The sequence below is a fragment of the Lentzea nigeriaca genome, assembly GCF_016907955.1.
Taxonomy (GTDB): Bacteria; Actinomycetota; Actinomycetes; order Mycobacteriales; family Pseudonocardiaceae; genus Lentzea; species Lentzea nigeriaca.
Genome location: NZ_JAFBCX010000003.1, coordinates 664974 through 677427, shown reverse-complemented (window position 1 = coordinate 677427; position 12454 = coordinate 664974). Strand labels below are relative to the sequence as shown.

Annotated in this window: 15 protein-coding genes; 9 read left to right on the top strand and 6 right to left on the bottom strand. The window is 67.7% G+C overall.

The features are described 5' to 3' along the window. Nucleotides 1-33 precede the first annotated feature (33 nt). A complete protein-coding gene (locus JOD27_RS14175; RefSeq protein WP_204762655.1) occupies nucleotides 34-786 on the bottom strand; it encodes an MBL fold metallo-hydrolase in 753 nt (250 codons plus the stop codon). Nucleotides 787-1145: 359 nt separating this feature from the next. Continuing rightward, the gene (locus tag JOD27_RS14170) at nucleotides 1146-2306 is read right to left on the bottom strand and encodes an ABC transporter substrate-binding protein (protein WP_275591686.1); all 1161 of its coding nucleotides are present in this window, start codon (nucleotides 2304-2306) and stop codon (nucleotides 1146-1148) included. A gap of 225 nt (nucleotides 2307-2531) precedes the next feature. Here JOD27_RS14170 and JOD27_RS14165 point away from each other — a divergent pair, with 225 nt between their 5' ends. The 3 genes from JOD27_RS14165 (at nucleotide 2532) to JOD27_RS14155 (ending at nucleotide 5361) form a co-directional block, all read left to right on the top strand. After that, entirely contained in the window at nucleotides 2532-3788 is a 1257-nt protein-coding gene (locus tag JOD27_RS14165) for a sensor histidine kinase (RefSeq protein WP_307830123.1), read from the top strand. Next, a complete protein-coding gene (locus JOD27_RS14160; protein ID WP_204762653.1) occupies nucleotides 3785-4432 on the top strand; it encodes a response regulator in 648 nt (215 codons plus the stop codon). Before JOD27_RS14165 ends, JOD27_RS14160 begins: the two co-directional genes overlap by 4 nt. Before the next feature lie 392 nt (nucleotides 4433-4824). Further along, on the top strand, nucleotides 4825-5361 hold the full coding sequence (locus tag JOD27_RS14155) for a hypothetical protein (protein WP_239566976.1): 537 nt from the start codon (nucleotides 4825-4827) through the stop codon (nucleotides 5359-5361). A gap of 5 nt (nucleotides 5362-5366) precedes the next feature. On the opposite strand, the gene JOD27_RS14150 is transcribed toward JOD27_RS14155, so the two are convergent. Next, entirely contained in the window at nucleotides 5367-5933 is a 567-nt protein-coding gene (locus JOD27_RS14150) for a GNAT family N-acetyltransferase (protein WP_204762652.1), read from the bottom strand. 10 nt (nucleotides 5934-5943) lie between these two features. Beyond that, the gene (locus tag JOD27_RS14145; protein WP_204762651.1) at nucleotides 5944-6837 is read right to left on the bottom strand and encodes an RNA polymerase subunit sigma-70; all 894 of its coding nucleotides are present in this window, start codon (nucleotides 6835-6837) and stop codon (nucleotides 5944-5946) included. A 54-nt stretch (nucleotides 6838-6891) separates the two neighbouring features. Here JOD27_RS14145 and JOD27_RS14140 point away from each other — a divergent pair, with 54 nt between their 5' ends. The 4 genes from JOD27_RS14140 to JOD27_RS14125 all read left to right on the top strand — a co-directional run bounded on the left by JOD27_RS14140 (nucleotide 6892) and on the right by JOD27_RS14125 (nucleotide 9818). Then, the gene (locus JOD27_RS14140; RefSeq protein WP_204762650.1) at nucleotides 6892-7518 is read left to right on the top strand and encodes a maleylpyruvate isomerase family mycothiol-dependent enzyme; all 627 of its coding nucleotides are present in this window, start codon (nucleotides 6892-6894) and stop codon (nucleotides 7516-7518) included. Nucleotides 7519-7527: 9 nt separating this feature from the next. Beyond that, nucleotides 7528-7668 carry a hypothetical protein gene (locus JOD27_RS14135; protein WP_204762649.1) on the top strand — a complete coding sequence of 47 codons (141 nt, stop codon included), beginning with the start codon at nucleotides 7528-7530 and terminating at the stop codon, nucleotides 7666-7668. 15 nt (nucleotides 7669-7683) lie between these two features. After that, nucleotides 7684-8787, top strand: a complete 1104-nt coding sequence (locus tag JOD27_RS14130; RefSeq protein WP_204762648.1) for a winged helix DNA-binding domain-containing protein — start codon at nucleotides 7684-7686, stop codon at nucleotides 8785-8787. Between the two features lie 68 nt (nucleotides 8788-8855). Further along, nucleotides 8856-9818 (top strand): zinc metalloprotease, encoded by a 963-nt coding sequence (locus tag JOD27_RS14125; RefSeq protein ID WP_204762647.1) that lies wholly within the window; start codon nucleotides 8856-8858, stop codon nucleotides 9816-9818. A 1-nt stretch (nucleotide 9819) separates the two neighbouring features. Here JOD27_RS14125 and JOD27_RS14120 read toward each other — a convergent pair whose 3' ends face one another. After that, nucleotides 9820-11310, bottom strand: coding sequence for a hypothetical protein (locus JOD27_RS14120; RefSeq protein ID WP_204762646.1), 1491 nt, complete (start codon nucleotides 11308-11310; stop codon nucleotides 9820-9822). A 73-nt stretch (nucleotides 11311-11383) separates the two neighbouring features. Here JOD27_RS14120 and JOD27_RS14115 point away from each other — a divergent pair, with 73 nt between their 5' ends. Beyond that, on the top strand, nucleotides 11384-11773 hold the full coding sequence (locus JOD27_RS14115; protein ID WP_204762645.1) for an ANTAR domain-containing protein: 390 nt from the start codon (nucleotides 11384-11386) through the stop codon (nucleotides 11771-11773). 43 nt (nucleotides 11774-11816) lie between these two features. Then, complete coding sequence (locus JOD27_RS14110) at nucleotides 11817-12221, top strand: ANTAR domain-containing protein (protein WP_204762644.1); 405 nt, start codon at nucleotides 11817-11819, stop codon at nucleotides 12219-12221. Here the strand turns inward: JOD27_RS14110 and JOD27_RS46005 are convergent. Then, a complete protein-coding gene (locus JOD27_RS46005; RefSeq protein ID WP_275591650.1) occupies nucleotides 12197-12325 on the bottom strand; it encodes a hypothetical protein in 129 nt (42 codons plus the stop codon). The genes JOD27_RS14110 and JOD27_RS46005 overlap by 25 nt on opposite strands. Nucleotides 12326-12454: the final 129 nt, after the last annotated feature.

Genomic DNA, 12454 nt, shown 5'->3' with positions numbered 1-12454 from the left:
CGTGGACCGACGTGCCGTGGGGCATGAGCGAGATCAAGGCGTACTGAACGTGCTTCCCGGGGCCGCGTAGTCGACAGGACCCCGATAACGGGACGACGCGCGTGCGACCGCTTGCTGCGGCGACAGGAAGCGGCCCACGTGCGTCACGATCAACCTGCCCGCGTTCGCGCTCGTCGCCGTGTCGCCCGCGTCCTCCGGCGTGTGATGGGCCATGTCCTGCGTCTTCTCGGCGCTTTCGGCCTCGCACAGCAGCACGTCGGTGTCGCGGGCGAGTTCGACGAGGTTGGGGCACGGCGCGGTGTCGCCGGAATAGGTGAGGGAGACGCCGTCCGCCTCGGCGCGCACGCCGAACGCGGGAATGCCGTGGTGCACGGCCCTGCTGATGAGCCGGAGCTGCCCGATCGTGGTCTCGTGCCCGTCGTGCAGCTCGGTGATCTCGAACGCGTCCTCGACCGGGCTGCGCTGCGGGCCGTTGGTGAGGAAGCCGGCGAGGCGGTCGGCGATGCCGGGCGGGCCGAACAGCGGGATCCGGTCGCGTTCGATGTCCGCGAACAGCAGCGCGTAGTAGGCGGTGAGCAGGTCCGCGCTGTGGTCGGCGTGCAGGTGCGAGATCCAGATCGCGTCGAGGTCTTCGAGCCTCGTGTGGCGCTGGAGCGGACCGAGCGTGCCGGTGCCGGCGTCCATCCACAGTCGAGTGTCGTTGTGTTCCAGAAGATAGCCGGAGCACGGGTTGTCCGTGCTCGGGTACGGCGTCGCGCACCCGAGCACCGTCAGGCTGAGTCCCATGCGGCGACTCTAGTGGTGCGACTCGGAACGTCGGCGAGGTAATTCACGCTCAGCAGGGCACCACGATGCACCGCACCACCAGTAGAGCGGCACGGCTTGGTTGTGCTCCGCTGAGTCGGGCAGGGGGCTGGGCGGTCTGGTGCTCGTCACCGAAAGCCCGGATGGTCGCGCTCTCATGCACGTCGCTGCCGAGTTGGCGGTAGAGAAATGCCGACGCAAACGTTCGCTGATCACCCCAACTGCTGCCAACTGTGCAGTTGGCAGCCATGAGAGCGCGATCTTCATGATCGAAGCGCGGCTGCCTGCCGGCATCACTCTCACGGTCACATCCCAAGAGGTAGCTGCGACACGCTACTGGATCAACGCGCGCGGGTTCCCTTGAGCTTCACCAGTTCCGACTCGTAGAGGTCCTCGACGACCTTGAGCGTGCCCGGCACGCTCGCGTCCGGCCGCGTCATGTACGACTGGGTGCTGGAAGGCCGTCCCACCAACGAGAACTTCAACGGGCCCGTGATGCCCTTGGTGGTCAGGCCTGTCGTGTCGTGGAACGCGCGCAGCACACCGTCGCGCGTCAGATCCTTCTTGCCGCACGCCTTCTCCAGCACGGCCACGAACGCCATCGCGACCGTGTAGCCGTGCACGGTGTTGAGCGTTCCAGCCTCGCCGCGCGAGCGCTCCTGGTAGCCGTCGCGCAGCTCCTTCACGCCCTCGGCGTTGCCGCTCCACGGCGCGACGGGCGTCGGGATCAGCACCTGCTTCGCGAACACCGGCGCGACCGGCGACTGCATGATCGCGGAGTCGTAGCTGACTGCGTTGGCGAGGATCGGCACGGTCCAGCCGAGCTGCGCGGCGATTCCCACCGCGGCGGCGGCCTGCGGCGGCGTCAGGCTGAGGACGAGCACCTTGACGTTCGCGGCCTTGAGCGCGGCGATCTGCTCGGCGAAGTTCGCCGTCGACTCGGTGACCGCCTGCTCGGAGACCTTCATGCCCCAGTTCTCGGCGACGAACCGGCTGCCTTCCAGGGCGTTGTCGCCGAAGCTGCCGCGCAGGTGCACATGGCCGATGGTGTCACCGGCCGCGAGGACGCCGTTGCGCTTGTAGTGGTCGAGCCCATTGATGATGTCGAGGTCGTATGTCGTGCCGACGATCATCATGTGCGGGTTGCCGAGCAGGTCGGCCGCCCACGAGCCGGGCACGGTGAGCGCCCGCGTCTGCATCAGGTCCGGCTCGATGGCGGCGGTCATCGGCTGGCCCAGCACGTCGATGAATCCCAGCACCTGCGGTTCGAGCTCGAAATAGCCGTCGAGCGCCTTCTGCACGTCGTACGCGTGGTCCTTCTGCTTCAGCTCGATGCGCCGCCCGCACACGCCACCGTGTTTGTTGACCTGATCCAGATAGAGTTCATAGCCGCGGATCCGAAAAATCGACGACCCTTTGAACGGGCCTGTCATGTCTGTCAACACGCCGAGCGAGATCGATTCAGTCGAGACGCCAGGACCAGTGCGAACAGGCTCGGTCATCTGGTCATCGGACGCGCACGCCGTGAGCGTGCCGAGCAGCAGGGTGGCGGACAGGGACAGGTGAGGAATGCGCATTCGAGGCCTTGTCGCAGGGGGACGTTACTCGCGGGTAACGCGCAGTATTGGTTAATCCATACCGGGGCGTCCAACCATGTGGCCCGAAACACCCTCCGGGGTGAAACCTTCGATTGACGATGGAAATGTCCCGCCGGGTACCGTGATCGAGTGGAAGAGCCCGTGTGGAACGAATGGCGGCGACCCGGCCCCACTCCCGCCCAGCAACGACGCGACATCGGCATCGCCGTGCTCGTGCTGCTGTGCGCGGTCGAGTTCACCGTGCTGGTCAACAGCATCGGCGCCTTCGCCCAGGGCCGGGCTCCCGATCTGCGCGAACAACTCGCCTGGGTGCTCGCCCTCTCCGTTCCCCTCGTCGTGCGCCGGCGCTACCCGCTGGCCGTCATGCTCGTGGTGTCCGCGTTGTTCATCGCCGCGCAGTGGCGGCAGCTCGGCGACAACCTGGTCCCGTCCGGGATCCTGTTCCTCGCGATCTTCACCGTCGGCGCCTGGGAACAGAACCGCCTCGTCGCCCGCTGGTCCCGCATCGGCGTCATCGCCACGATGTTCTTCTGGCTGGGCTTCAGCCTCGTGCGCGCCCTGCTCGGCCCACCGGGAAATTTCAAGAACGCCGCGGGCCCACTGGACCCGACGCTCGCGACCGTCGTTTATGGACTGGAATTCAACATCTTCTTCTTCGTCTTCGCCTACGTGGTGGGCGAAATGGCCTGGACCGCAGCCCGCCGCCAGGCCGAGCTCTCCTTCCAGGCCGAGGAGTTGCGCCTCTCCCAGGAACAGAACACCCGCGGAGCCATCGCCGCCGAACGCATGCGCATCGCCCGCGACCTCCACGACGTGGTCGCACACCACGTGTCCGTGATGGGCATCCAGGCCGGCGCCGCCCGCCGAGTCCTCGACTCCGATCCCGCGATGGCTCGCGACACCCTGCAAACCGTGGAGGAAACCGCCCGAACTGCGATCAGTGAACTCCGCGGCCTGCTGGGCGTGCTCCGCGCCGACGCCGAACCGGACCTCCGCGCCGCCCCAGGCCTCGACGACCTCCCGGAACTGCTGGAAAACGCCCGTGCCGCAGGCCTCGAGGTCACCCACGGCGTCTACGGCGCACCACGAGAAGTGCCGTCAGCCGTTGCGCTCTCGGCCTACCGCGTAGTCCAGGAAGCCCTCACGAACGTCGTGAAACACGCGGCCGCGCAACACGTCGACGTGCGAATGCGTTACCTGGACAACACCTTGGAGGTCGAGATCACCGACGACGGCCGCGGCCCGTCCACCGCCCCTGTCCCCGGCTTCGGTCTGGTGGGCATGCGCGAACGCCTGGCCGTGCACGGCGGTTCGCTGGAGACGGGCCCACGACGCGACGCGGGCTATCTCGTACGTGCATCACTGCCAACGGGGGAGAAGCCGTGAGCTTGCGAGTAGTGCTGGCCGACGACCAGGACCTGGTCCGCGCCGGCTTCCGCGTCATCCTCGGCACGGAGCCGGGCATCGAGGTCGTGGGCGAGGCGGGCGACGGCGCCGAGGCGCTGGACCTGGCCCTGCGCCTACGTCCGGACGTCGTGCTGATGGACGTCCAAATGCCGCGCATGTCCGGCCTCGAAGCCACTCGCCAAATCCTCGCCGCCGGTCATGGCACCCGTGTGGTCATCCTGACCACCTTCGACCGCGAGGACTACCTCTTCGAGGCGCTGCAGGCGGGTGCGAGCGGGTTCCTGCTGAAAAACGCCTCGCCGGAGGACCTGGTCGAGTCCGTGCGGGTGGTTGCGCGCGGCGACGCCTTGCTGTCGCCCGAGGTGACTCGGCGGGTGATCGCGCGCTTCAGTGCCGCCGGGAAGCAGCGGACTCGGCCGCCTTCGTTGACCGATCGCGAGTTCGAGGTGTTGGTGGAGCTGGCCAAGGGTGCTTCCAACGCGGAGATCGCCGCTGCGTTGTTCCTTGGTGAGACCACTGTGAAGACCCACGTGTCGCGGGTGCTGGCCAAGCTCGGGCTGCGCGATCGGACGCATGCGGTGGTGTTCGCCTATGAGCACGGCATCGTGACGCCCGGCGGTTGAGTTACCGCTTCGCCGAGCCGAATTTCCGTGTCCCGTTTTCGTCGGCGGTTTCTAGTGGCGTCGAGAGAGATGGATGCCATACGGTGCCATAGGTGGTTTGACCTGCGATTTTCAAGAATAGAATTGGGGTATGGATGTCGTCTAGGTTCTAGATGCTCTCATCTATCCGCCTGGGAGGTCGCGCTGCCCACGGAACCGGTCTTCGACGACCCACCACCGTTCTGAACCACGCCCACGCAACCCAGCCACAGAACCCAGGTCGGCGAGCCGCCAACCCAACCACCCCGCGTACGCAATCTGACGTACGCGAGATCAGAACGTGAGCGGATGAACGATCCAGCGGAGGTGGCGAGAGTAAGACCCAACACCACGAGACAAGCGAGTGCACAGCGATGATCACGATCCGCAAGCTCAGCGGCCGCGTCCGCAAAGCAGTTCTGCTGCTGCACATCCTCTCGGCGGCGGTCTGGCTGGGCATCGACCTGGCCTTGGGGATCCTGGTCGCGGTATCTCTGTCCACCGAGGACACCGCAACCGCCGCAACAGCGATCCAGTCGATCGACATCTTCGCGATCTGGCCGATGTTCGGCGCCAGCGCGGTCTGCATGATCTCCGGCGTGGTCCTGGGCCTCGGCAGCAAGTACGGCCTGGTCAAGTACTGGTGGGTCGCGATCAAGCTGTTCATGAACATCGGCATGCCACTGCTGATCGCGTTCGCACTACGCCCAGGCGTGAACGAAGCCGCGGAGATCGGCAAGCGGATGATGGCAGGCGACCCGACCGCGGTGATCCCGTCCGGCCTGATGCATCCGGTCGTGGTCGCGCCGACGTTGCTGCTGTTCGCCTACATCCTGTCGGTGTTCAAGCCGTGGGGCAGGATCCGCAAGGCAGCGCAACCCGCGAAGAACCACGAACTCGTCGGGGTCTAGCGAAGTCAGAAGTCCACCCGCATCACCACACGCCGCTTGGTGGGGTGCGTGACCAGGCTGAACCCAGCCTCCTCGAACACCTGGCGCGTACCGACGTGCATCTCACCCCACGTGACGTACTGGCCGGGCGCGACGATCATCGGGTACGCCTCGATCGCCCGTGCACCGTTCTCACGCGCGTGCGATACCGCCGCGGCGGCCAGTTCGTAGGTGAGACCCTGGCGACGGAAGGCCTTGCGCACCACGAAACACGTCACGGCCCAGACATCGGGGTCGTGCTTGTCCTCGGACCGCCCCTTCCACGGGATGGGCATGTCCAACAACTTCGCATAGTTGCAACGGGGTTCGACGGCCACCCACCCGGCAGGCTGACCGTCCACATAGGCCACCAGGCCACTCCCGCGCGCAGACTGCGAGCAGTGTGCGGCGTAGCGTTCATCGGACGTCGTGTCGCGCCAAAACCAGCCCTTCACCTTGTACCGCTGACAGTGGCACTTCGAGGGCTCCGACCCGTCGAAGATCGCCTCGACGTCCTCCCACGGCACCTCGTCCGACGGCACGATGCGGATCACGACGACCACCCTAGGTGAACAGCGGCAGAAGCTCGTCGACGTTCAGAAACGTCGTGCTGCCCGTGACCAGCCCACCGCGCACGTCGATGAACACCAGCCCGAACGGCCGGTCCAGACCCGGCCGCATCTGCCAGTAGGCGGGCGACGCGTTTGCCTCGACCGGCACCAGCCAAGCGCCGGCACAGGCAGCGTTCGGATCGTTCAACGCGAGAGAAATCGGGCCACGGCCCCGCAGCCACCAGCTGAACGGCGGCATCGACATCGTCGCGTCCTCGTGCAGCAACGCCACCAGGGTCTGCACGTCATGCCGTGAGAACGCCTCGCAGTACCGGCTGAGCAGCGCCTTCTGCGTCGGATCTGCGGGGTTCAGCGGCTCCCCGGGATCGACCGCCTGCAACGTGGCCCGTGCCCGTTGCAACGCGCTGTTGGCCGATGCCACCGAGATCGAGAGCAACGTGGCGACCTCGCCGGCCTTCCACGCCAGCACATCGCGCAGGATCAGCACCGCGCGCTGACGAGGCGGAAGGTGCTGCAGGGCCGCCACAAAAGCGAGCCGCACGGTTTCGCGGCGAATCGCGGTGTCCTCTGGCAGGACCCGAGCATCGGGCACCGGCTGGACGAAGGCCCGCTCGGGCAGCGGCGCGCCGAAATCGCCACCCGCCGGTCGCAGGTCGATGGCCAACGCACGCCGTTGGGCGCTGCGCAGCATGTCGATGCAGATGTTGGTGGCGATGCGATACAGCCAGGTCCGCACTGACGCGCGGTTGGAGTCGAAGCTGTCGTACGCCTGCCACGCGCGCACGAGGGTCTCCTGCACGGCGTCCTCGGCCTCGAAGCCGGAGCCGAGCATGCGGTAGCAGTAGCCGGTCAGCTCGATCCGGAACGGCTCCAGCGTCTCGATCACGCGAAAACCCTACGCGGACCGATGAGTTTTCGTCGGCTGGTCCGTACAACGTGCATGACCGAAGAAATCAGGGCCGCGGTGGCGGCGGAACGACGTGACCAGGCCGAACTTCTCGCAAACCTGACCGAGGAGCAGTGGAACGCGCCCAGCCTGTGCGAAGGGTGGCGCGTCAAGGAGGTCGTCGCGCACACGGCGCTGCCGTTCCGCAGCTCGGGCTGGCGTGTGCTGCTCGAGATGCTCAAGTCGGGCGGCCGGTTCAACCACGCCGCCGACCGCATGGCACGCAAGGATGCCACGACGCTCTCCACGAACGACCTGGTCAAGACCCTGAAAGTCAACGTCGGCCACCCGTGGACCCCACCCGGCGGCGGTCCGGCCGGCGCGCTCTCGCACGACGTCATCCACGGCCTCGACATCACCGTCGCACTGGGACTCGACCGCCGGGTGCCCCACGACCGCCTGAAGCTCGTCCTCGACGGCATGACCCCGCGCAGCGTCAGGTACTTCGGCGCGGATCTCGACGGCAAGAGGCTGGAGGCGACGGACCTGGACTGGACGTTCGGCGAGGGCGAGCCGGTCAGAGGTCTCGCTCAGGAGCTCCTGCTGCTCATCTGCGGACGTCGGCTGCCGGAGGGCTCACCGCTGTATGTACCCGCGCCGTCGCCTTGGTCGCCGTCGTGAGGAACCAAAGTGGACGGCCTGGCCGAAGTCCGGGCCACCGGCACGGCCGACGGGCTCGTCCGCATCGAGGCCACTCTGAAGGACGTACCGGACTCCGACGCGGTGGTGGACGTCAGTGGCCGAATCTGGTGGCCGTCGAAGCTGGGGTGAGCCAGGATCTCGGGCATGACCTTCTCGGCACGGCAGCTCAACCGCGCGACGCTCGACCGGCAGATGTTGCTACGGCGCGAACCGGTGGACGTGCTCACGGCGATCGAGAGGGTCATGGCGATCCAGGCGCAGGAACCACCGTCGCCGTACATCGCGCTGTGGAACCGGATCGAGGGCTTCGACCCCGCCGACCTGGACGACGCGTTCACGAGCGGTGCGGTGCGCAAGGCGTCGCTGATGCGCATCACGCTGCACGCGGTGACAGCGGCCGACCACGAGGTCTTCCACCACGCGATGCTGCCAGCGCTCAGGGCGTCCAGGCTGAACGACCGACGGTTCAGGAACATGGGTCTCACGATCGAGCGGGCCGACGAGGTGCTCACGCACGTGCTGGAGTTCGCGGCACAGCCGAGGACCAAGCCGGAGCTGGAGGAGTTGCTGCACTCGCACGTCGGCGAGGTGGGGGAGCCTGGCCTGTGGTGGGCGCTGGCGACCTACGCGCCACTGGTGCGGGTGCCGACGGGCGGGCCGTGGGCGTTCGGGCCGCGGCTGTCGTTCCAGACCGCGGTGATCGAGCCGAGGGAGCGGATGGCGGCGCTGGCCGAGCTGCTGCGCCGCTACCTCACCGCGTTCGGGCCCGCGACCATTCCGGACATGAACCAGTTCACGATGCTGCCGCGCGCCACGATCCGGGAAGCACTGGAGCTGCTGGAACTGGTGCGGGAAGGTCACTACTACGACGTTCCGAACCAGACGATCCCGGACGAGGACACCCCGGCACCGCCACGGCTGATGGCCATGTGGGACAGCACGTTGCTCGCCTACGCCGACCGCAGCCGGATCATTCCGGAGCAGTACCGCAAGGTCGTCATCCGCAACAACGGCGACACGCTGCCGACACTTCTCGTCGACGGCCACGTGGCGGGAGTCTGGCGTCCGCACGAGGACGGCGGCATCGAGGCGACCGCCTTTCACGCCTTGAGCAAGCGCCAGTGGGCCGGCCTCGCCGAGGAGGCCAAGGCGTTGCACAAGTTCCTCGGCGACCGGGAACCGCAGGTCTACCGGCGTTTCGCGCGCTGGTGGACCGGTCTGCCGGCCGATCATGTTCGAATTCTGTGAATACGTCAAGATCCACAAAGGACCATGCATGAGTCACTATTCCTCCACCCTGCATGGAGGAAAGCTCAATGTTCCAAACGAAAAAGCGCTCCCACGCGGCCCTCGCGGCCGGTCTGCTCGCGGCGGGCGCGATCACCCTGCTCGGCGGTGCTCCCGCTACTGCGGTGAACACCGCTTCGGAGTGCGTTGACACGCACGCCGGCGAGCACTCCGCAGCGCGCGGCCTGCCTGGTGTGAAGGGGCACGACCGCAACGAGATCTCCGACGCTCAGGCGGAGGCGATGAACGCGGACCTGCGCAAGAAGGTGATGGAGGCCAACCAGCGCGGCGCTGTGTCCGCGTTGGCGGCGGGCGGCACGATCAACGTCGTGTTCCACGCCGTGAGCACCACGTCCGGCACGGGCAAGATGACCGATGCCACCATCGCCAAGCAGATCAAGGTCCTCAACGACGGCTTCGCCGGTGCGGAGTCCAGCGTTGCGGCCAAGACCGGGTTCACGTTCGTGCTGCAGCAGACCAAGCGCTACACGAACGACAAGTGGTTCAACAAGGGCGCGGACGACGCGGCCATCGAACGTGAGATGAAGACCCAGACCCGCGTCGGCACCGCCGCGACGCTCAACGTCTGGTCGGTCGACATCGATGGTCTCGGCTTCGCGACCTTCCCGAACTGGTACGCGGGCGAGCCGAAGCTCGACGGCGTCGTGATCGACTACTCGAGCGTCCCAGGTGGTTCGGCGACGAACTTCAACCTGGGCAAGACGCTCACGCACGAGACCGGCCACTGGATGGGCCTCTGGCACACCTTCCAGGGCGAGTGCACGAAGAAGAACGACGAGGTCGCTGACACCCCGGCGCAGTCCGGTCCCACCAGCGGCTGCCCGGAAGGCCAGGACACGTGCCCTGCCTCGGGAGTCGACCCGATCCACAACTACATGGATTACTCGTACGACTCCTGCTACAACCAGTTCACGCCCGGCCAGAACACCCGCATGCAGAACGCCTGGACGGCGTACCGCAGCGGCAAGTGATCTAGCGTGACGACGGGATCTGGGCCGCGACGCCACGAGCGCGGTCCAGGTCCCGTCGGTAGCGGCCGGCGTTGACGGCGGCGAGTTCCTGGTGCAACACAAGGGATTCGCCGATCGCGGCCTCGGCTTCCGCGCGTTCGGCCCGCAACACGCGGATCAACGCGTGATCGGTCAGCGCGTCGGCCAGCAGCGGCGCGTACTCGTACGGATCGTGCGCGAGCCACTCGCGATACTCGGCGACCGACTGCAGTGACGCCTCCAGTGCGACGTCGTACTGGCGCAAGTGAGCCGAGGCCAGCGCGAAGGTGTTGCGTGCCATGGCTTTCCCGTCCGCGGTCTGGTACAGATCGAGGCCTTTCGCCGCCGCGGCAACAGCTTCGGCGTACGAACGGCGCGAGATCAGCAGGCTGGCTCTGTTGGTCCACGCCCGCGCCAGCTCGGCGCGGCCGAGCTCGCGGTCGGCATACGTCCCGGCGAGGCCGATGGCCTCGTCGCTGGCCGCGAGCGACTCGTCGAGCCTGCCCACGTCGTGCAGGCGGCTGCCGAGACTGACGAGCACGAGCGCGAGCCGCAGCTCCATCTTCATGACCATCGCCCGGCCAGAGGCCTGAGCCGCGATCACCCGGTACCGGTCGACCGACTCCCGCGACGCCGCGAGCGCCTCCTCGTCGAGTCCCATGGCGTGCAGGCGGTTGGCCTGGTTGGTGAGGGCTGAAGCGAGGTTGGGGTCGGCGCGCTGCCGGAAGGCGTTGACAGCCTCGGCCGCGGTGTCCACGGCCTCCTCGAACCTGCCGAGGCGGATCTGCAGGACGCTCAGCTCGTCGAGCGTGGTGTAGAGACTCACACCGCTGTCGCCGGGCTGCTGCCGCCAGAACGCCACCGCCTCCGACGTGACGTCCGCCGCCTGCTCGTACGAGCCGATGGTGGTGAGGCGACGCGCGTGTTCGAGAAGGGCGTGCGCGAGCTGGTACCCCGCCGAACGGTCCTTCTTGGACGGTTTGTGCGCCCGTTGCTCCGCCACCGCCTCGCCGGCGTTCACGGCCGCTTCCTCGTGCCTGCCGAGCTTGCCGAGCAACGCGGTGATCCAGTACTTGGCGGTGTGGACGATGTCGTGCTCGCCGAGCCGCTTCGCGAGGTCGTACTCCTCGCGCGCGACCGGCAACGCCTCCTCGTACAGCTCCTGCCGGAAAAGATTGGCGCGCAATGCACTCAGGACACGCCGCAGGCTGACGTCCTGACCGGCCTCCCGGCGCAGCTGGAGTTCCTCGTAGTGCGCCCGCCGGGCGAGGTCGTACCAGCCGCACTCGTCGAACGTCTCGGCCAGGTACCCCACGGCCGTGGGCAACGCGTCACGCCGCGGCCACGTCTCGCGCGGCGTGTCCCGCAGCTCCTCCACGACGTCGAACTGGATCCGGATCACCCGCCAGGCCTGGTCCGGGTGGCCGCTCTCCGCCTTGCGATGCCATGTTTCCTCGCGGCGCACTCGCTCCATCACACGCGAGTGGATATCACGCCCGGCAGGTCCAAAGGCCCCGAACCGCGAGGACGTGGGATAGTTCCGGCGGGTGGCCCCGTTTCACCAGGCGGCCGCCGACGCCGGGTTCGCCGCCGTGCACGCACTGCCGTTGCGCCCGCGCGACCGGCGGGCTGAACCTCTTCAGCGGGCGAGCGGGGCGCGCTGCCGGCCGGAGTCCGTCCGGCTCGGGCAGGCGCTGGCCGACGTGGCCACGATCGGAATCGTGCAGCAGCGCACGGTCCGGCCCGGCGAGGTCGTGTTCGAACAGCTGCAGGCCGCGCTGAACAGCCGGATCCTGGCCGAACGGCTGCGGACGTCCGTGGAAGAGGCGTTCACGCTGCTGCGCGACTACGCCCGCGGCGCGCTCAAGCCGCTGGTCGAGGTCGCGGCCACCGTCGTCGACGGTTCGGCGGACGTGGAGGCCATCGCCCGCCGCTGAGTGGTGGTTGCTCGGAGGTCCTCCAATGGGCAAGGTGAGACAGGTGAGTGATCCCGTGCCGCACATGTCAGGGGTCGATCGGCCAGAGCTCGACGAGATGCTCGGCCAGGTCGTGCACCAGCTGTTCGCGGCGAGCCTCGACCTGCACACGGTGCTGGGTCTGTTCAGCAGGCAGCAGGGAGCAGGCCGCGACCGCGTGCACGCCGTCATCGACCGGCTGGACGACACCATCGCCGCCATCCACCACGCGGGCGCGCGCCTGCAGATCTCGCTGGCCGACCACGCCGCGATCAACCAGGCCAGGGGAGTGCTCGCCGAGCGACGGAACATCTCCGTCGCGGCCGCGTCCGAGGTGATCAGCGACCACGCCTCACAGCACGCGCTGGACGTCTCCGCCGTCGCCCGCGCGGTGCTGGCCGGTGATCAGCTGTCCGCCACCAGCTCGTAGCCGTTGACCAGCTGCGGGCTAATGCGGACGACCTGGTTCACGTCGCCTGCCGGCCACGGCGCCAGCACCTGCTCGTAGCACACGACGTCGGCGGGGTCGGCCACCCGTTCCGCGAGGCCGGATCGCCGGGAGCGCCCGCTCGGAGAACACCATGCGTCCGAACGACACGCTCGCGAGCAGCCGCATCGCCCTGTCGCCCATTCGGAGAACGCTACCGCCAGGGACGAGGGACC